This window comes from Acidimangrovimonas pyrenivorans (assembly GCF_042643245.1).
Taxonomy (GTDB): Bacteria; Pseudomonadota; Alphaproteobacteria; order Rhodobacterales; family Rhodobacteraceae; genus Acidimangrovimonas; species Acidimangrovimonas pyrenivorans.
The window spans coordinates 1-18,024 of sequence record NZ_JBHRSK010000018.1 but is presented as its reverse complement, the minus strand read 5'-3'; the positions used below and the strand labels follow the sequence as shown (position 1 = coordinate 18,024).

Sequence of the window (18,024 nt, the reverse complement as noted above, 5' to 3'; positions counted from 1 at the left end):
TTCACGGGTTGGAATATGAGTGTGATGCCCGAAAGGTCGGGATGCAAGCGGTTCGGGCGCCGCGCCGGGCGCCCGAGAGCTGGCGTCCGCGTCGCGCTCAGCCGTCGAAATCGACCTCCTCGGTGATCTTGAGCGCCTCGGGCCGGTTCTTGGCGATCGCCATCAGGTCGATGGAATCCGGCGCGAACTTCGGCCATTCCTTCATGAATGCCGGCCATTCGACGCCCTTGACCAGCGGGAACTCGTTGTTGATCTCGGCATAGATCTTCTGGCCCTGCGGCGAGACCAGGAACTCCATCAGCTTGAGCGCGGCGTCGCGATGCGGCGCGGCCTTGGTCATGGCGATGCCCGAGACGTTCACATGCGTGCCGCCGCCCTCGAAATGGGGAAAGTCGAGCCGCACCGCCTCGGCATATTGCTTCTCGTCGGGGTTCGAGAGCATCTGGCCGATGTAATAGGTGTTGCCGAGCGCGATGTCGCATTCCCCGGCCCAGATCGCCTTGGCCTGGGCCCGGTCGTTGCCCTGCGGCCGGCGGGCGAGGTTGGCCTTCAGGCCCTTGAGCCAGCCCTTGGTGTATTCCGCGCCGTGATGCGCGATCATCGCGGCGGTCAGGGCGAGGTTGTAGTCGCTCAGCCCCGAGCGCGAGCAGATCCGGCCCTTCCATTTCGGGTCGGCGAGGTCTTCGTAGGTGGTCACCTCGCCCGGCTTCACCGCCTCCTTGGCGGCATAGACGACGCGGGCGCGGGTGGTGACGCCGTACCACAGCCCGTCCGGGTCGCGGAAGGCGGCGGGGATCGCGGCGGTGAGCCTGGCGTCCTCGACCGGTTGCAACACCCCGGCGGCGGCGACCTGGGCCAGCCGGGCGATGTCGACCGTCATCACGATATCGGCCGGCGAGCGCGCGCCCTCGGCCTTGAGCCGCTCGATCAGCCCCTTCTCGACATAGGCGACGTTGACGTCGATGCCGGTCTCCTTGGTGAAGGCGTCGAACAGCGGCTGCATCCGTTCGGACTGGTTGTAGGAATAGATATTCACCTCGGCCGCCAGCGCGGGCGCGGCGGCGAGAAGGGCAATGGTGGTGGCCGCGGCGGCGGCGGTAATGCGCAAAGACATCGGCATCTCCCTGTGTCCTGTAAGCGCCCCCGTTTAAACCTGACTATTTTTGTCAGGTCAATGGGGCTGGTGGCAGGGAGAGACGTGAGCGGAAGAAGAATGTGGGCGGCTGTGCAGCGGAGCCTGCGTGAACGACCTGTTTCGCCCGGCGTTGCCGCCGGGGCGGCGCCGGCTCCGGGGCGGGCGCCGGCCTGGCCACGAAATTCAGCCCGCGAGAGGCGATTTCGGTCTCAGTTGCCCGCAGTGCCGCCGGTCGTGCCGCCAGTCGTGTCGCCACTCGCCGCGCCGTCGGCCGGCGGCGTCGCGGTGTCGCCGTTGCTCTGGTCGCCGCCATCCTGCCCCGCCAGCGCGCCGTTCTGCCAGGTGCCGCTGGCCTCCTGGCCCGAGGCGTAGTGCATCGTGCCCTCGCCCTGGCGCCGGCCGTTCTTGAACATGCCGGTATAGACATCGCCATTGGCATAGGTCGCGGTGCCCTTGCCGTCGATCTGGCCGTCCTTCCAGTTGCCGGAATACTTGAACCCGTCCGGCATCACGATCTCGCCCAGCCCGTCGCGCTTGCCGGCCGAGAAACGGCCCTTGTAGACGGTGCCGTCGGCATAGGTCGCCGTGCCCTGGCCGTCGCGCTGGCCGTCCTTCCATCCGCCCTCGTAGCGGTAGCCGTCCGGGTAGGTCATCGTGCCCTGGCCGTCGTTGCGCCCGTCCTTGAACTCGCCGCTGTAGACCAGCCCGTTGGCATAGCGCGCCTCGCCCTTGCCCGAGATCACGCCGCCCTTCCACTCGCCCTCGTAGGTCGAGCCGTCGGGATAGGTGATCTTGCCGGAGCCGTCGGCGAGGCCGTTGCGGAAGCTGCCGCTATAGACCGAGCCGTCAGGGTAGGTCGCCGTGCCCTGGCCCTCGATCCGGCCCTGGAACCAGTCGCCGTCATAGACATAGCCGTCGGCGCCCTTGAAGGTGCCCTTGCCCTGGCGCTTGTCCTTGACGAAGCCGCCCTCGTAGACATCGCCATTAGCATAGGTGACCTTGCCCTGGCCCTGGCGTTCGCCATCGACCAGCGTGCCGACATAGACGTCGCCGTTGGCCTGGGTCAGCGTGCCCTTGCCGTTGATCTGGCCGTTCTTCCACTGGCCGTCATAGACCAGCCCGTCGGGCATGGTCAGCTTGCCCTGGCCGTCGCGCTGGCCGCGGACAAGGTCGCCCTCGTAGACGGTGCCGTCGGGATAGGTGATCTTGCCCTTGCCCTCCTTGACGCCGTTGACCCAGGGGCCCTCGTAGACATAGCCGCCGGGGCTGGTCATCTTGCCCATGCCGTTATGGACGCCGTCGAGGAAGCCGCCGCTATAGGTGACGCCGTTGGCGTAATGGGCGGTGCCCTGGCCGGTCATCTTGCCGTCGGCCCAGTCGCCCTCGTAGGTGCCGCCATCGGCGAAGGTGATCTTGCCCTTGCCGTCGGGCTTGCCATGGGCGAAATGCCCGACATAGACCGAGCCGTTGGGGAAGCGCGCGGTGCCCTGGCCCTTGATCTCGCCATCGACCCAGTTGCCGCTGTATTCATAGCCGTTGGGCAGCCGGTAGGTGCCCTGGCCGTTCTGCTTGCCGTCCTTGAAGCTGCCCTCGTAGACGCCGCCATTGTCGTATTGCTTGGTGACGACCTTGCCGCCATCCTGCGCGGTGGCCATCGAGCCGGCCACCGCCAGCGCCGCCACCGAGACCGCGATGATCCGGGCCCGGACGGGCCGCCTGTCTGACCTGTATTTCACCCCGAAAGCTCCCCGTGATCCGCTTCGCCGCCTGTATCCTGCGCTGCCGGGCCGCCGCCCGCGGCGTTCCCCGCGGTGCCGGCGCGACCGGCGGCCAAAGCCTAGTGGACCGCCGGGAAGCTGACAAGCGCCGGGGGCGGGCGCCGGGCATCTATCGGCTTTCCCTCGCCGGCGGTTCTGTTAGAAGATCCGCCGACCCCGGGGGACCGACATGACCGAGAAATTCCGCATCACGCTGGCCCAGCTCAACCCGACCGTCGGCGCTCTCAAGGCCAATGCCGCCAAGGCGAAAGCGGCCTGGGAGCAGGGCCGCGCCGCCGGCGCCGATTTCGTCGGCCTGCCCGAGATGTTCGTCGCCGGCTACCAGCTGCAGGACCTCGCCCGCCGACCGGCCTTCTACCGCGACGCGATGCGCGCGGTCGAGGAACTGGCGGCGGAATGCGCCGAGGGCCCGGCGCTGGGCGTCGGCGCGCCGTGGAAGGACGAGACCGGGCTCTACAATGCCTATTTCATCCTCCAGGGCGGCAGGATCGCCGCCAGGATGCTGAAATACGAGCTGCCCAACGAGGACGTCTTCGACGAGAAGCGGATCTATACCCAGGGCCCGATCTCCGGCCCCTGCCGGATCGGCCCGCTGCGCCTCGGCGTGCCGGTCTGCGAGGATGCCTGGCACGAGACCGTGGCCGAGACGCTGGAAGAGACCGGGGCCGAGATCCTGTTCATCCCCAACGGCTCGCCCTATCGCCGGGCCAAGCGCGACCTGCGGATGAACCTGATGGTCTCGCGCGTGGTCGAGACCGGGCTGCCGCTGATCTACCTCAACACCGTCGGCGCCCAGGACGACCAGGTCTTCGACGGTGCCAGCTTCGCCCTCAACCCCGGCGGTGCGCTGATGATGCAGCTCCCGCCCTTCGAGGAGGCGATCACCCATCTGGATCTGGAAGAGACGGACGAGGGCTGGCGCATCCTGCCAGGCGAGGAGGTCGCGCTGCCCGACGACTGGGAGCAGGACTATCACGCCATGGTGCTGAGCTTGCGCGACTATCTCGGCAAGTCGGGCTTCTCCAAGGTGCTGCTCGGCCTCTCCGGCGGTATCGATTCGGCGCTGGTCGCCACCATTGCCGCCGATGCCATCGGGCCGCAGAACGTCCGCTGCGTGATGCTGCCCTCGGAATACACCTCGCAGGCCTCGCTCGACGATGCCGCCGCGGTGGCGACCGCGCTGGGCTGCAAGCTCGACTCGGTCTCGATCGAGGGCGCGCGGGAGGCGGTCGGCGGCGCGCTGGCGCATCTCTTCGCAGGCACCAAGCCGGACGTCACCGAGGAGAACATCCAGTCGCGGCTGCGCGGGCTGATGCTGATGGCACTGTCGAACAAGTTCGGCGAGATGCTGCTGACCACCGGCAACAAGTCCGAGGTCGCGGTGGGCTATGCCACGATCTACGGCGACATGGCCGGCGGCTACAACCCGATCAAGGATCTCTACAAGACCCGGGTGTTTCAGACCTGTCGCTGGCGCAATGCCAATCACCGGCCGTGGATGATGGGGCCGGCGGGCGAGGTGATCGCGCCGGGCATCATCGACAAGCCGCCAAGCGCCGAGCTGCGCGCCGACCAGAAGGACGAGGACAGCCTGCCGCCCTACGAGGTGCTGGACGCGATTCTCGAACGGCTGATCGAGGGCGAGCAGTCGGTGGCCGAGATCGTCGCCGCCGGCTACGACCGGGCGACGGTGAAGAAGGTCGAGCAGCTGATCTTCGTCAACGAGTGGAAACGCTTCCAGTCGGCGCCGGGCACGCGGCTGACGACGATGGCCTTCTGGCTCGACCGCCGCTACCCGATCGTCAACCGCTGGCGCGACGAAAGCTAAGCCCTGCCGATCTGCGGTGTCGGGGCGAGGTTCTTCCCGGAACTCTGCATCTGCGCACAGGCGCCATGCGGCAGTGCGGAATTTATCGGGCCGGGCAGGGGGACTAGGTCTTCGGGGACAGACCACAGGAGACCCCCGATGACCACCCAAGTGAAACTCGCGATCGTCTACTACTCGACCTACGGCACCAACCACCAGATGGCCGAGATCGCCGCCGAGGCCGCCCGCGCCGCCGGCGCCGAGGTGCGGCTGCTGAAAGTGGCCGAGACCGCCCCGGCCGAGGTCGTTGCCGGCCAGGACGCCTGGGCCGCGCAGGCCGAGAAGACCGCCCATGTCCCGACTGTCGGCCATGACGACATGGAATGGGCCGACGCCTATCTCTTCACCGCGCCGACCCGCTACGGTTCGGCCCCGTCGCAGCTGCGCGCCTTCATCGACACGCTCGGCCCGCTGTGGCAGCAGGGCAAGCTGGCGAACAAGGCGGTCAGCGCCATGACCAGCGCCTCGACCGCCCATGGCGGCCAGGAGGCGACGCTGCTGGGGCTCTATACCAGCTTCATGCACTGGGGTGCGGTGATCGTCGCGCCGGGCTATACCGACGCCGAGATCTTCAAGACCGGCAACCCCTACGGCTACAGCCATACCCAGGGTCAGCCCTTCGACGACGGCGCCAAGCAGGTGATCGGCCACCAGGCCAGGCGCCTGGTCGAGGTCGCCGCCAAACTGGCCGTGGGCGAGGCCGCCGCGCAGGCGGCCTGAGGCTCAGTCTGACAAGAAAGGCCGGGGGGCCAGCCCCCCGGACCCCCCGGGATATTTCCGCTGAGAGGAAAGCCAGACGGCCTCTTCCTCTCGGTCCAAGTATCCCGGGGGAGCCGCCAGCGGCGGCGGGGGCAGCGCCCCCTCTTACCCGTTCAGCATCAGCTGGTAGCTGGCCGGGACGTAGTGAAAGCCTTCGCCGCGCGCCTCGACAAAGCCGAGCGCCGGGAACGGCATGTGGTAGCCGATGAAGGGCATCCGTTCCGAGGCTAGCATGCCCAGCACCTTGTGGCGGCTCTGCGCTGCCATCGCCTTGTCCATGTCGAACTTCACCTCCCAGTCGGGATGGGCGAGCGACCAGACATAGTGATTGGCGGTGTCGGCGATCAGCACCAGGCTCTGGCCGTCGCTTTCCAGCACGTAGGCCATGTGGCCCGGCGTGTGGCCCGCCGCCAGCAGCGCGGTGATGCCGGGCGCGACCGTGGCGCCGTCGTCGATGAAGCTCATCTTCTCGTTCAAGGGCCGGACGTTGCTGTCGAAGGTCTTGTTGTTGGCCCCGGCCCAGAAATTGTGCTCGGCCGCGCCGGTGACGTAGCGGGCATTGGCGAAGGTCGGCTGCCCGTCGGTCATCAGCCCGCCGATATGGTCGCCATGCATGTGGGTGATGACGACGGTATCGACCTGGTCGGCGCTGTAGCCGGCGGCTTGCAGCGCCGCGGTGATGCCGGCGCCGTTGAGGCCGGTGTCGAACAGCACCAGTTCGGTGCCGGTATTGACCAGCGTCGGGGTGAAGAAGAACTGGGCGACTTCGGTGGGCAGGAAGGCCGCCTGCGAGACCTGCGCGAAGTCCTCGTCGGGTGTGCTCAGCCCGAAGATCGCATGCGGGTTCTCGACCGGACGGGTGCCGGCCAGCAGGGTGCTGACCTCGAAGCCGCCGAGCTTGAAGCGGTTGAATTTCGGTGCGTAAGTGCCCTGTTGCGGCGCGGCGGCCTGCACCGGGCGGGGGATGGTGGCCAGGGTGGCACCCGCAAATGGCAGGGCGGCCCCCGCCAGAAGCGCCTGACGGCGCGAGATCGTCGTCTTCGGTGTCATCGGTCTTGAACTCCCTCGGGGCGGAACTGCCCTATGCGAAAGGATAGCACGCGTTCGTGATCCGGCCAGATGGCGGCGGGACGCGGGCGGGGTTTTCGCTGATCGGAAAGCGAAGGCAGGAGCGCGCGGGCGACACGCTTCGCGGCGGCAGTCCGGCGGGAGGTAGCCGCTCGCCCTGCTCGGGTCATGCCAGCGGTGACCGATGCGCCTCAGGGCTTGCAACCGTCAAAAGGGCTTGCAGCCAGTCAAACTGGCGCTTCACTCCCACCAGCGGTCGATGGCGGCGATCTGGGTGTCGGTCCAGCCGAAGTGATGCGCCAGCTCGTGCACCATGACATTGGCGACCAGATCACCCAGGGCGACGTCGCCGCGTGCCGCCCATTCGTCGAGGATCGCGCGGCGGAACAGCCAGATCGCGTCGGGCTGCTGCGGCTGGGCCGCGACCGAGCGTTCGGTCAGCGGGATGCCGCTATAGAGCCCGCTCAGGTCGTAGGCGTCCTCGATCCCCAGCTCGTCGAGCAGGTCGTCGGGGGCGAAATCGACCACCCGCAGCGCCAGCTCGGCCGCCGCCGCCTGGTAGGGCGCGGGCAGGGTCGCCAGCGTGGCGCGGGCCAGCTGCGTGATCACCTCGGCGTCGGGGGCGGCCACCTCGGCCCAGCCGGTCGGGTCGGCCACCGCATCGGCTTCCGCATCATCGGTCTGACCGGCTGTCGGATCTGCATCCATCGCATGGCTCCTTTCCCGACCTCATATGGACAAAGAGGCGCGGTTGTGAAAGAGCACGGCCAACAGGAGATCGAGATGACCGTTACCCGTTTCGCCCCGTCGCCCACCGGCTACATCCATGTCGGCAACCTGCGCACCGCGCTGATGAACTTCCTGATCGCCCGCAAGGCCGGCGGCACCTTCATCCTGCGCCTCGACGATACCGACCGCGAGCGGTCGAAGCAGGAATATGTCGACGGCATCAAGGAAGATCTCGAATGGCTCGGCCTGACCTGGGACCGGGTCGAACGCCAGTCGGACCGGCTCGACCGCTATGCCGAGGCCGCCGACCAGCTGCGCCAAGCGGGCCGGATGTACGAGGTGTTCGAGACGCCGACGGAACTCGACCTCAAGCGCAAGAAGCAGCTCAACATGGGCAAGCCGCCGGTCTATGACCGCGCCGGCCTGCACCTGAGCGACGCCGAGAAGGACAAGCTGCGGGCCGAGCGTCCCGGCTACTGGCGCTTCCTGCTCGAGCTCGAGCGGATCGAGTGGACCGACGGCATCCTCGGCGATATCTCGATCGACGCCGCCAGCGTCTCGGACCCGGTGCTGATCAAGGCCGACGGGCAGGTGCTCTACACCTTCGCCTCCTCGGTCGACGACAGCGACATGGGCGTGACCAACATCGTCCGTGGCGCCGACCACGTCACCAACACCGCGACCCAGATCCAGATCATCAAGGCGTTGGGCGGCACGCCGCCGGCCTTTGCCCATCACAGCCTGCTGACCGGCCCGCAGGGCGAGGCGCTGTCGAAGCGGCTGGGCACGCTGTCGATCCGCGACCTGCGCGCCCGCGGCGTCCAGCCGATGGCGCTTCTGTCGCTGATGGCGCGGCTGGGGTCGTCGAAGCCGGTCGAGCTGGCCGGCTCGATCGAGGAGCTGGTCGAGGGCTTCGACATCTCGAGCTTCGGCGCCGCGCCGACCAAGTTCGATGCCGAGGACCTGTTCCCGCTCACCCGCGCCTGCGTCCAGGCGATGCCGTTCGCGCAGGTCAGGGAGCGGATCGCGGCGCTGGGCGTGCCGGACGATCTGGCCGAGACCTTCTGGCGCGTCGCCAGCCAGAACGTCACCGTGCTGGACGACCTGGCCGACTGGTGGACCCTGTTCCGCGACGGCGCCGAGCCGATGATCGACCCGGAAGACGCCGAGTTCGTCGCCGAGGCGCTGAAACTGCTGCCCGAACCGCCCTATAGCCATGAAACCTGGGGCGAATGGACCGCCAAGGTGAAGGCGGCGAGCGGGCGCAAGGGCAAGGGGCTGTTCATGCCGCTGCGCAAGGCATTGACCGGCCAGGCGCATGGTCCCGACATGGCCGACGTGATGCCGCTTTTGCAGACGGTCCGGGCGCGGGGCTGAGCGCGGAGGGGGCCGTCTGCCCCCGCCTTCGGCTCCCCCGAGGATATTTGGGTTCAGGTGAAAACAGGGGCCGGTCGGCGCCTGCGGGGAGGGTGTATGGCGGCTCCGAGAGCGAGGTTCCTCGAAGGCAACCTGTTCCGGCATATCTCGGTGATGGCGCTGACCGCCTCGACCGGGCTGATTGCCGTCTTCGCCGTCGATTTCGTCGATATCCTGTTCATCTCGATGCTGGGCCGGGCCGAGCTGACCGCCGCGCTGGGCTATGCCGCGGCGATCCTGTTCTTCACCACCTCCTTCGGCATCGGCATGGCGATCGCCGCCTCGGCGCTGGTCGCCCGGGCGCTGGGCGCGGGCGAGCACGAGCTGGCCCGGCAAAGGGCGTCGAGCGTGCTGATCCACGGCGCCGTCTTCGGCTCGGTCTTCGCCGCGCTGGTCTGGGCGAACCTGAGCACGCTGATGGGCTGGCTCGGCGCCTCCGGCGCGACCCATGACAAGGCAGTCGAATACCTGTCGATCATCGTGCCTTCGCTGCCCTTCCTGCTGACCGGGATGGCCGGCGGCGCGGTGCTGCGCTCGCATGGCGACCCGCGCCGGGCGATGTTCGCGCAGGTCAGCGGCGCGGTGGTCAATGCCGCCCTGGACCCGATCTTCATCTTCGGTCTCGGCATGGACGTGCGCGGCGCGGCGCTGTCGAGCTTCGTCGCCCGGGTGGTGATGGCCGGGGTCGCGATCTGGAATATCCGCCGCCACCATGACGGGCTGGCGCGGCCGGCTCCGGCGCTGGTGGTGCAGGACCTCAAGCCGGTGCTGGCGATCGCCGCGCCGGCAATCCTGACCCAACTGGCGACGCCGGTCGGCCAGGCCTATGTGACGCGGGCGATGGCGGCCTATGGCGCCGAGGCGGTGGCCGGCATGGCCATCGTCATGCGCACCGCCCCGATGGCCTTCGCGGTGCTGTTCGCGCTTTCCGGCGCCATCGGGCCGATCATCGGCCAGAACTACGGCGCCCGGATCGGCCACCGGGTGGCGCGGGCCTTCCGCGACGGGCTGCTGTTCGCGGCGCTCTACACCGTCTTCGTCTCGGCGCTCCTGTTCCTGATAAGGGCGCCGCTGGCCGACCTGTTCCAGGCCGAGGGGCTGAGCCGGACCATCGTCTACCTGTTCTGCGGCCCGCTCTCGCTGGCCTTCTATTTCAACGGCATGATCTTCGTCTCGAACGCGGCCTGCAACAACCTCGGCCGGCCGCTGCTGGCGACGGCGATCAACTGGGGCCGCAACACGCTGGGCGTGGTGCTGCCGGTGCTGCTCTTCGCGCCCTGGCTGGGCGCGATCGGGGTGCTGATCGGACAGGCGGCCGGGGGCCTGGTCTTCGGTCTGATCGGGGTTCTGGTCGCACGCCGGGTCATCGCGCGGCAGACGGCGCATTTCGCCGGCTAGGGGCGGGCGCCGCCCGGCGTGCCGCCGGCCGAAACGGCCTCAAGATGAAGACGCTTTCTCAGTCCACCAGGATCTTGGCGCCGAGCGCCGAGAGGTGGTGGTCGACCAGGTCCAGTTCCTCGGCGCTGAGCTTGAGGTGGCGCGGATAGCGCGGCGCGGCGCGGTCGTTGAGGATCGGCGCATCCCAGCCCGTCGTGGTGGCGAAGAAATCGGCCAGCCCGTCCTCGCCGAATTCCTTCAGGAAGCCCTGCGAGACGACGTCGAGATAGCTCAACAGGATCGGGTGGCGGATCGAGGGCGCGGCCGAGGAGGCCTCGGGCACGGCGTAGATCTGGACGTCGATGGCGCGCCCGACCGGGTGGCGCACCCGCCGCGGCTCGAGTGTGTGGCGGTCATAGGCGGCCTCGCGCTTGTCCAGCGCCGCCCAGTCGGCGCCGGGGACGGCGGCGACCAGCCCGTCGATCTGGGTGTCCGGATCGGGTTCGGCGGTCAGGTAGGCGACGGGGCGCAGGCTGGTGTGGCGCCAGGCCCGGCGCCAGCCGCTGACGCGGGCGGGATGGGCCTCGGGATAGTCATGCGTGGCCCGGTTCACCAGCGATCCGTAGCCGAAGAAGAAGTCGGTGCTCATGTCGCACAGTCCTGACCGATGGTCGCTTCCGGTGCAACCCCCTTGCATGCCCCCCGCCCGCCGCGCTAGAGCGGAAGGCGTCGGACACGGGAGAATCCGGCAGGTCGAGATCCTGCCGGTGCCGAAGGAGCAACCGCCCCGGTAAACTCTCAGGCGCAAGGGACCGGTCCGGCACTGGAACTCTGGAGAGAGGCGCGCGGGACGCGTCCGCCGAAGGGATAACGATCTCAGGCGAAAGGACAGAGGGGGCATCGACAAAGGGCGGGCGCGGTCCGTCTCAACGATGCCGGCCCCGGAAAACCCAGGCACCGGCGAGCAAGGGGAGGGCGGCATGGCCGACCTGAAACGCACGGTTCTTTACGACCTCCACGTCAAGCTTGGCGCCAAGATGGTGCCCTTCGCCGGCTACGAGATGCCGGTGCAATACCCGCTCGGCGTGCTGCGCGAGCACCTGCATACCCGTGCCAAGGCCGGGCTGTTCGACGTCAGCCACATGGGCCAGGTGATCCTGCGCCCGGTCTCGGGCCAGTTCGAGGATGCGGCGCTGGCCTTCGAGGCGCTGATGCCGGTCGACGTGCTGGGGCTGAGGCCGGGGCGCCAGCGCTACGGCCTGTTCACCGCCCCCGATGGCGGCATCCTCGACGACCTGATGTTCGCCAATCGCGGCGATCACGTCTTCGTCGTCGTCAACGCCGCCTGCAAGCAAGACGACATCGCCCATATGCGCAGCCAGCTTGCCGGCACCTGCGAGGTGGAGGAGATCGCCGACCGCGCGCTGCTGGCGCTGCAGGGCCCGGCGGCCGAGGCGGCGCTGGAGAGCCTTGCCCCCGGTGCGGCGGCGATGCGCTTCATGGATGTCGCGACGCTGGACTGGGCCGGAACCGAGCTCTGGGTGTCGCGCTCGGGCTATACCGGCGAGGACGGGTTCGAGATCTCGGTGCCGAACGACAAGGCGGTCGAGCTGGCCGAGACGCTGCTGGCGCTGGACCCGGTCGAGGCGATCGGGCTGGGCGCCCGCGACAGCCTGCGGCTCGAGGCCGGGCTGTGCCTCTACGGCCATGACATCGACACCACCACGAGCCCGATCGAGGGCGGCCTGGGCTGGGCGATCCAGAAGGCGCGCCGGACCGGCGGGGACCGCGAAGGCGGCTTCCCCGGCGCCGAGCGCATCCTGTCCGAAATCGCCTCGGGCCCGCACCGGCTGCGCGTCGGCCTGCGCCCCGAGGGCCGGGCGCCGATGCGCGAGGGCACGCCGCTCTATGCCGAAGCCGAGGGCGGCGCCCCCGTCGGCCGCGTCACCTCGGGCGGCTTCGGCCCCTCGGTCGAGGCGCCGATCTCGATGGGCTACCTGCCGCGCGCGCTGAGCGCGACCGATACCGTCGTCTACGGCGAGGTGCGCGGCAAACGCCTGCCCGCCAAGGTCGCCGATCTTCCTTTCCGTCCCTCCACCTACAAACGCTGAGGACCCAGATGAAATATACCGAAGAGCACGAATGGCTGCGCGTCGATGGCGACCTTGTCGTCGTCGGCATCACCGAACACGCCGCGACCCAGCTGGGCGACGTGGTGTTCGTCGAACTGCCTGAGGTCGAGACCCAGGTCGCCAAGGGCGACGAGATCGTGGTGATCGAGAGCGTCAAGGCGGCCTCGGACATCCTCGCTCCGGTCGATGGCGAGATCGTCGAGATCAACGAGGCGCTGGTCGACAACCCGGGTCTGGTCAACGAGGACCCGACCGGCGAGGCCTGGTTCTTCAAGATGAAGCTCGACGACCTGTCTGTGCTCGACGGCTTCATGACCGAGGACGAATACAAAGAGCTGATCGGCTGATCGCCCGGCGGACCGGAGCCCGGTCCGCCACTCCAGCCTCGCCGGCGCGTCGTTCGTTCACCCGGACGGGGCGGCGGCTCCCATCCTCTGCCACGCCCGAGGGAAGCAAGATGCCCTATACCCCCACCACTTACGATCCCTACGATTTCGCCAACCGCCGCCATATCGGCCCCTCGCCGGACGAGATGGCGGAGATGCTCAAGGCGGTCGGGGTGGACAGCCTCGACCAGCTTGTCGACCAGACCGTGCCGCCGGCGATCCGGCAGCAAAACCCGCTGGGCTGGGTGCCGCTGGCCGAGCATGAGCTGCTGGCGAAGATGCGCGAGGTGGCGGAGAAGAACACCGTCATGACCAGCCTGATCGGGCAGGGCTATTACGGCACCGTCACCCCGCCGGCGATCCAGCGCAACATCCTGGAGAACCCGGCCTGGTACACCGCCTACACCCCCTACCAGCCCGAGATCGCCCAGGGCCGGCTCGAGGCGCTGTTGAACTTCCAGACCATGGTGTCGGACCTCACCGGCCTGCCGGTCGCCAACGCCTCGCTGCTGGACGAGGCGACGGCGGCGGCCGAGGCGATGGCGATGGCGCAGCGGGTGGCGAAGTCGAAGGCGGGGGCCTTCTTCGTCGACCGCAACTGCCACCCGCAGACCATCGCCGTGGTCCAGACCCGGGCCCGGCCGCTGGGGATCGAGGTCCAGGTCGGCGATCCGGCCAAGCTCGACCCGGCGTCGGTGTTCGGCGCCCTGTTCCAGTATCCCGGCACCTACGGTCACGTCACCGATTTCACCGACGTCATCGCCGGGCTGCACGAGGCCAAGGCCGTCGCCATCGTCGCCACCGACCTGCTGGCGCTCTGCCTGCTCAAGGAGCCGGGCGCGATGGGGGCCGATATCGCCATCGGCTCGGCGCAGCGGTTCGGCGTGCCGCTCGGCTATGGCGGGCCGCATGCCGCCTTCATGTCCTGCCGCGACGCCATGAAACGGGCGATGCCCGGCCGCATCGTCGGCGTCTCGGTCGACGTCAACGGCAACAAGGCCTACCGCCTCGCCCTGCAGACCCGCGAGCAGCATATCCGGCGCGAGAAGGCCACGTCCAACGTCTGCACCGCCCAGGCGCTGCTGGCGGTCATGGCCTCGTTCTACGCCGTCTTCCACGGCCCGGTCGGCCTGCGCGCCATCGCCGAGCGGGTGCACTTCCTGACCAACCGCCTCGCCCGCGCGCTCAAGGCGGCCGGGGCGAAGGTGTCGCCCGCGACCTTCTTCGACACCATCACGGTCGAGGTCGGGGTGGGGCAGGCCGGCATCCTTGCTGCCGCCCGCCACGAGGGGCTGAACTTCCGCAAGATCGGCACCGACCGCGTCGGCATCAGCCTCGACGAGACCTCGGACGAGAAGGTGCTGGTCCGCGTGTTGCGCGCCTTCGGCATCGACGGCGTGCCGCCGCACCGGGCCCAGCTCGGCTTCCCCGAGGAGATGCTGCGCGACAGCGATTACCTCGCCCACCCGGTCTTCCACATGAACCGGGCCGAGTCGGAAATGATGCGCTACATGCGCCGGCTGTCGGACCGCGACCTGGCGCTCGACCGGGCGATGATCCCGCTCGGCTCCTGCACCATGAAGCTCAACGCCGCGGCCGAGATGATGCCGATCACCTGGCCCGAGTTCTCGTCGCTCCATCCCTTTGCCCCGGCCGAGCAGGCGGCGGGCTATGCCGAGGTGATCGCCGATCTCGAGGCCAAGCTGTGCGAGATCACCGGCTACGACGCCTTCTCGATGCAGCCCAATTCGGGCGCCCAGGGCGAATATGCCGGCCTGCTGACCATCGAGGCCTATCACCGCGCCCGCGGCGAGGGCCATCGCAACATCTGCCTGATCCCGATGTCGGCCCATGGCACCAACCCGGCCTCGGCCCATATGGCCGGGATGACCGTGGTGGTGGTGAACACCGCCCCCAACGGCGATATCGACCTCGAGGATTTCCGCGCCAAGGCCAGCGAGGCCGGCGACAACCTCGCCGCCTGCATGATCACCTATCCCTCGACCCACGGCGTCTTCGAGGAGACGGTGCGTGAGGTCTGCAAGATTACCCATGATTTCGGCGGCCAGGTCTATATCGACGGCGCCAACATGAACGCGCTGGTCGGGCTGGTTCGCCCCGGCGAGATCGGCGGCGATGTCAGTCACCTCAACCTGCACAAGACCTTCGCCATCCCGCATGGCGGCGGCGGCCCGGGCATGGGGCCGATCGGCGTGCGCGCGCACCTCGCGCCCTACCTGCCGGGCCATCCGGAAACCGGCGGCGAGGAGGGCCCGGTCAGCGCCGCGCCCTACGGCTCGGCCTCGATCCTGCTGATTTCCTGGGCCTATTGCCTGATGATGGGCGGGCCCGGCCTGACCCAGGCGACCCGGGTGGCGATCCTCAGCGCCAATTACATCGCGGCCCGGCTGGCCGGCGGCTACAAGGTGCTGTTCATGGGCAATCGCGGCCGCGTCGCCCATGAATGCATCCTTGACACGCGGCCCTTCGCCGACTTCGGCATCACCGTCGACGACATCGCCAAGCGACTGATGGACAACGGCTTCCACGCCCCGACGATGAGCTGGCCGGTGGCCGGCACGCTGATGGTCGAGCCGACCGAGAGCGAGACCAAGGCCGAGCTCGACCGCTTCGTCACCGCGATGCTGGCGATCCGCGACGAGATCCGGGCCGTCGAGGCGGGCGAGATGGACCGCGAGAACAACCCGCTGAAGCGGGCGCCGCACACGGTCGAGGACCTGGTCGCCGAATGGGACCGGCCCTACCCGCGCGAGCAGGGCTGCTTCCCGCCGGCCTCGTTCCGGGTCGACAAGTACTGGCCGCCGGTCGGCCGGGTCGACAACGTCTACGGCGACCGTCACCTGGTCTGCACCTGCCCGCCGCTGGAAAGCTACGCCGACGCGGCCGAGTAGGGCGCGCGGGCAGCGTTCGCCTCCGGCGGCTCTTCGCGACGAGGAGCCCCGGAGGGGACGACAGGCCTCATCGCTTGCGCCGCGGCAGGTCCTCTTCGCTGAAGCTGATCCCCTGCGGCGCCAGCCAGGCGGCGAAGCGGGCGACCTTCTCGCTCAGCTCGCAGGTCCGCGCCTGCTTCGCCATCTCCTCGGCCCAGGCCTCGCGCAGGGCCAGCTGGCGGTCTGGGGGCAGCTCTCGCCAGGGTGTCATCGCGGCCTCCTTCGGGCGGGCTGACGCGCCGATTTGCCCCCGGACTTGCGCGGGCCGTGCGCGCCTCCCATATATTCTGCGACACGAATGTAACCGGGAGCAAGCCTCATGAGCGAGGGTGTGAAACTGGTCTGCGCCGATTGCGGGCAGGCCAACCGGGTGCCGGCGGCGAAACTCGCCTCGGGTCCGAAATGCGGCGTCTGCGGCGCCAGGCTGATCGACGGCTCGGTCAAGGCGCTCGACGCCAAGACGCTGTCCAAGCTGACCAAGACCGACGACCTGCCGCTGCTGGTGGATTTCTGGGCGCCGTGGTGCGGCCCCTGCCGGATGATGGCGCCGGAATTCGCCAAGGCCGCCAAGGCTCTGGCCCCGCATGCAAGGCTGGCCAAGATCGACACCCAGGAGAACCCCGAGGCGGCGCAACGCTACGGCATCCGCGGCATCCCGGCGCTGATCCTGTTCCACAAGGGGCGCGAGGTCGCTCGCCTCGCCGGCGCCCGCCCGGCCGCCGATATCGAGGCCTTCGTCCGCTCGAAAGTGAAAGTGCCGGCCTGAGCCGGTGGCGCCCGCGCGGCGGGCGCGCGGCCCCCGGCGGGGGATATTGGGCTGAGAGGAAATCGAGCGCGTTTGTCCCCATTCTTCCGGGCCTAGATGTCCCGAGGGCCGGGGTGGCGCCCCGGTCCCTTGGCCAGGAAGGGCGGTGGCCGTCGCGCGATGCGAAATCTTCACCGCCGCCGCTTGACAAGGTCCGGCACATGCGCCAAATAGCGCGCCGATGGGGCCTTAGCTCAGCTGGGAGAGCGCGTCGTTCGCAATGACGAGGTCAGGGGTTCGATCCCCCTAGGCTCCACCATCCCGCACTTTTGTGTTGAAAAATCCGCTAACACCTTGAACGGAAAGGTGATTTTAGCGGTTCGATAACCTCCATCACGGCTGTACCGCAGAGGCTCTGCGAAAGCCAATTTCAGCACAGTTCTCTTGATAGAGAACCCGCCTTTTTCGTAGAGAATCCAAGGGCTTCCAAGAAACGTCAGGGCGTGTTCGATAAATTCGTCCAGGCGTCCTTTCGGCGGCACGATCTGAGCAGCCTGTTCGGAAAGCCTGATCTTCTGGCGTTCCAGCTTTTCGATACGCGCCTCATACGCCTGTATAACGGAAGGGCTCGTCGCTTCGACGATCCTATCCATGAGCGCCTCAGTCTGGCCCTCGATTTCCTTGATTTGGGTCTCCAGCGTCGTCTTGGCGCTCCGCGCCTCAGAGAGACGCATTTCCCAAACGTCGATGAACATCGCCCTGACCAACTCGTAGAGCTGCTTGGCGGGTTGCAGGGAACGAAGAATCGCTTCCGCCCCGTCTTCGATTTTGGCACGCGGGATCGATTTGCGCTTGGATACGCAATCGCGTGTATCGCAGAGATAGTAGGCGTAGGGCTTATTGCGCCCCTTCGACCAGCAGGACGTCATGGGTTCGCCGCAATCGTCACACAGCACAAAGCCGCGCAGCGGGAAGTCCTTGTTGATATCCTTGCGCGCAGGAGCGTTGGCGTTGCCTTTGAGGCGCTCCTGGATGCGCTCATGCGTGGCGAAGCTAATGAGGGGTTCATGATGCCCTTTGCGCAGGCTGACGCCCCAATTGGGAGCCTCGACATATCCCGCATAGGTCGGACGTTCGAGAATTTCTCTCACCTTGGTGATACGAACGCTGCCATCTTTGGATGACTTCGGAAAATCGGGCTTGGATTCGAAGAAGCGCATCACTTCGCTCTGGGATGCAAACCGCCCGTCTGCATACCCTTGCAGTGCCTCGGCGATGATCGAAGCAACAGGCTCGTCACGGACGAGTAACTTGCCGTGGACGCGATCCTTCGCGTAGCGATAGCCGACGGGCGGATGAAAGACGGAATAGCCTTTCTCGACCCGTGCTTTCATCTTCTGGACCACTTGCCGTCTGTTCTGCTCGCGTTCCAGCTCGCCTTGGGCCGCGAAGATCGTCTCCACGAATTTGCCCTCGGGCGTATCGTCGAGCTTGAAGTTCAAGCATTCGATCCGCGCGCCGCGATGCTGGAATTCGCGCCGCAGCTTGATGTGAAACTCGGTATCGCGGGCAAAGCGCTTGAGGTCGTCGAAGATGACCACGTAATCCTTGTCAGGCTGCGCATCGAGATAGCTGAGAAGCGCTGACCTGCCACGGGTCTTTCATCCAGCCGTGACCGGAG

Annotated in this window: 14 protein-coding genes, 1 tRNA gene, 1 pseudogene and 1 riboswitch; of the genes and pseudogenes, 9 read left to right on the top strand and 7 right to left on the bottom strand. The window is 67.9% G+C overall.

The genetic code is table 11. From position 1 onward, the window contains the following. Positions 1-97: 97 nt before the first annotated feature. Positions 98-1,114 (bottom strand): Fe(3+) ABC transporter substrate-binding protein, encoded by a 1,017-nt coding sequence (locus tag ACFOES_RS19400; protein ID WP_377835080.1) that lies wholly within the window; start codon positions 1,112-1,114, stop codon positions 98-100. Positions 1,115-1,344: 230 nt separating this feature from the next. Beyond that, on the bottom strand, positions 1,345-2,790 hold the full coding sequence (locus tag ACFOES_RS19395; protein WP_377835296.1) for a 2-isopropylmalate synthase: 1,446 nt from the start codon (positions 2,788-2,790) through the stop codon (positions 1,345-1,347). A gap of 292 nt (positions 2,791-3,082) precedes the next feature. On the opposite strand from ACFOES_RS19395, the gene ACFOES_RS19390 reads away from it, so the two are divergent. After that, positions 3,083-4,741: an NAD+ synthase gene (locus tag ACFOES_RS19390; RefSeq protein WP_377835078.1), complete on the top strand. Its 1,659-nt coding sequence runs from the start codon at positions 3,083-3,085 to the stop codon at positions 4,739-4,741. 138 nt (positions 4,742-4,879) lie between these two features. Next, positions 4,880-5,500 carry an NAD(P)H:quinone oxidoreductase gene (gene wrbA / locus ACFOES_RS19385; RefSeq protein WP_377835076.1) on the top strand — a complete coding sequence of 207 codons (621 nt, stop codon included), beginning with the start codon at positions 4,880-4,882 and terminating at the stop codon, positions 5,498-5,500. A gap of 144 nt (positions 5,501-5,644) precedes the next feature. Here the strand turns inward: wrbA and ACFOES_RS19380 are convergent, their stop codons facing one another. Both ACFOES_RS19380 and ACFOES_RS19375 read right to left on the bottom strand, forming a co-directional pair. Further along, complete coding sequence (locus tag ACFOES_RS19380) at positions 5,645-6,589, bottom strand: MBL fold metallo-hydrolase (protein WP_377835074.1); 945 nt, start codon at positions 6,587-6,589, stop codon at positions 5,645-5,647. 258 nt (positions 6,590-6,847) lie between these two features. Then, the gene (locus ACFOES_RS19375) at positions 6,848-7,315 is read right to left on the bottom strand and encodes a metallopeptidase family protein (RefSeq protein WP_377835073.1); all 468 of its coding nucleotides are present in this window, start codon (positions 7,313-7,315) and stop codon (positions 6,848-6,850) included. Between the two features lie 75 nt (positions 7,316-7,390). Here ACFOES_RS19375 and gltX point away from each other — a divergent pair, with 75 nt between their 5' ends. After that, entirely contained in the window at positions 7,391-8,713 is a 1,323-nt protein-coding gene (gltX, locus tag ACFOES_RS19370) for a glutamate--tRNA ligase (protein ID WP_377835071.1), read from the top strand. A gap of 96 nt (positions 8,714-8,809) precedes the next feature. Continuing rightward, positions 8,810-10,150, top strand: a complete 1,341-nt coding sequence (locus ACFOES_RS19365) for an MATE family efflux transporter (protein ID WP_377835069.1) — start codon at positions 8,810-8,812, stop codon at positions 10,148-10,150. A gap of 58 nt (positions 10,151-10,208) precedes the next feature. Here ACFOES_RS19365 and ACFOES_RS19360 read toward each other — a convergent pair whose 3' ends face one another. Next, entirely contained in the window at positions 10,209-10,778 is a 570-nt protein-coding gene (locus ACFOES_RS19360; protein WP_377835068.1) for a gamma-glutamylcyclotransferase family protein, read from the bottom strand. Positions 10,779-10,854: 76 nt separating this feature from the next. Next, positions 10,855-10,954: riboswitch (glycine riboswitch) on the top strand. A 155-nt stretch (positions 10,955-11,109) separates the two neighbouring features. Between ACFOES_RS19360 and gcvT the strand changes: the two genes are divergently transcribed. The 3 genes from gcvT to gcvP all read left to right on the top strand — a co-directional run bounded on the left by gcvT (position 11,110) and on the right by gcvP (position 15,559). Continuing rightward, a complete protein-coding gene (gene gcvT, locus ACFOES_RS19355) occupies positions 11,110-12,240 on the top strand; it encodes a glycine cleavage system aminomethyltransferase GcvT (RefSeq protein WP_377835066.1) in 1,131 nt (376 codons plus the stop codon). A gap of 8 nt (positions 12,241-12,248) precedes the next feature. Next, positions 12,249-12,608 (top strand): glycine cleavage system protein GcvH, encoded by a 360-nt coding sequence (gene gcvH, locus ACFOES_RS19350; RefSeq protein WP_377835064.1) that lies wholly within the window; start codon positions 12,249-12,251, stop codon positions 12,606-12,608. A 110-nt stretch (positions 12,609-12,718) separates the two neighbouring features. Next, positions 12,719-15,559 carry an aminomethyl-transferring glycine dehydrogenase gene (gcvP, locus tag ACFOES_RS19345; RefSeq protein WP_377835062.1) on the top strand — a complete coding sequence of 947 codons (2,841 nt, stop codon included), beginning with the start codon at positions 12,719-12,721 and terminating at the stop codon, positions 15,557-15,559. Positions 15,560-15,626: 67 nt separating this feature from the next. On the opposite strand, the gene ACFOES_RS19340 is transcribed toward gcvP, so the two are convergent. Beyond that, positions 15,627-15,809: a hypothetical protein gene (locus ACFOES_RS19340; RefSeq protein ID WP_377835060.1), complete on the bottom strand. Its 183-nt coding sequence runs from the start codon at positions 15,807-15,809 to the stop codon at positions 15,627-15,629. Positions 15,810-15,917: 108 nt separating this feature from the next. On the opposite strand from ACFOES_RS19340, the gene trxC reads away from it, so the two are divergent. Both trxC and ACFOES_RS19330 read left to right on the top strand, forming a co-directional pair. Next, positions 15,918-16,364, top strand: a complete 447-nt coding sequence (gene trxC / locus ACFOES_RS19335; RefSeq protein ID WP_377835059.1) for a thioredoxin TrxC — start codon at positions 15,918-15,920, stop codon at positions 16,362-16,364. 222 nt (positions 16,365-16,586) lie between these two features. Further along, positions 16,587-16,662 (top strand) — tRNA-Ala (locus ACFOES_RS19330). Between the two features lie 559 nt (positions 16,663-17,221). Here the strand turns inward: ACFOES_RS19330 and ACFOES_RS19325 are convergent. Beyond that, a pseudogene (locus ACFOES_RS19325) lies at positions 17,222-17,944 on the bottom strand (recombinase family protein); the annotation flags it as partial. Positions 17,945-18,024 lie beyond the last annotated feature (80 nt).

Bases quoted from the DNA above. Each gene is read 5' to 3' on its own strand.
- ACFOES_RS19400 (WP_377835080.1), bottom strand. From the start codon at position 1,114: ATGTCTTTGCGCATTACCGCCGCCGCCGCGGCCACCACCATTGCCCTT.
- ACFOES_RS19395 (WP_377835296.1), bottom strand. From the start codon at position 2,790: ATGGCCACCGCGCAGGATGGCGGCAAGGTCGTCACCAAGCAATACGAC.
- ACFOES_RS19390 (WP_377835078.1), top strand. From the start codon at position 3,083: ATGACCGAGAAATTCCGCATCACGCTGGCCCAGCTCAACCCGACCGTC.
- wrbA (WP_377835076.1), top strand. From the start codon at position 4,880: ATGACCACCCAAGTGAAACTCGCGATCGTCTACTACTCGACCTACGGC.
- ACFOES_RS19380 (WP_377835074.1), bottom strand. From the start codon at position 6,589: ATGACACCGAAGACGACGATCTCGCGCCGTCAGGCGCTTCTGGCGGGG.
- ACFOES_RS19375 (WP_377835073.1), bottom strand. From the start codon at position 7,315: ATGGATGCAGATCCGACAGCCGGTCAGACCGATGATGCGGAAGCCGAT.
- gltX (WP_377835071.1), top strand. From the start codon at position 7,391: ATGACCGTTACCCGTTTCGCCCCGTCGCCCACCGGCTACATCCATGTC.
- ACFOES_RS19365 (WP_377835069.1), top strand. From the start codon at position 8,810: ATGGCGGCTCCGAGAGCGAGGTTCCTCGAAGGCAACCTGTTCCGGCAT.
- ACFOES_RS19360 (WP_377835068.1), bottom strand. From the start codon at position 10,778: ATGAGCACCGACTTCTTCTTCGGCTACGGATCGCTGGTGAACCGGGCC.
- gcvT (WP_377835066.1), top strand. From the start codon at position 11,110: ATGGCCGACCTGAAACGCACGGTTCTTTACGACCTCCACGTCAAGCTT.
- gcvH (WP_377835064.1), top strand. From the start codon at position 12,249: ATGAAATATACCGAAGAGCACGAATGGCTGCGCGTCGATGGCGACCTT.
- gcvP (WP_377835062.1), top strand. From the start codon at position 12,719: ATGCCCTATACCCCCACCACTTACGATCCCTACGATTTCGCCAACCGC.
- ACFOES_RS19340 (WP_377835060.1), bottom strand. From the start codon at position 15,809: ATGACACCCTGGCGAGAGCTGCCCCCAGACCGCCAGCTGGCCCTGCGC.
- trxC (WP_377835059.1), top strand. From the start codon at position 15,918: ATGAGCGAGGGTGTGAAACTGGTCTGCGCCGATTGCGGGCAGGCCAAC.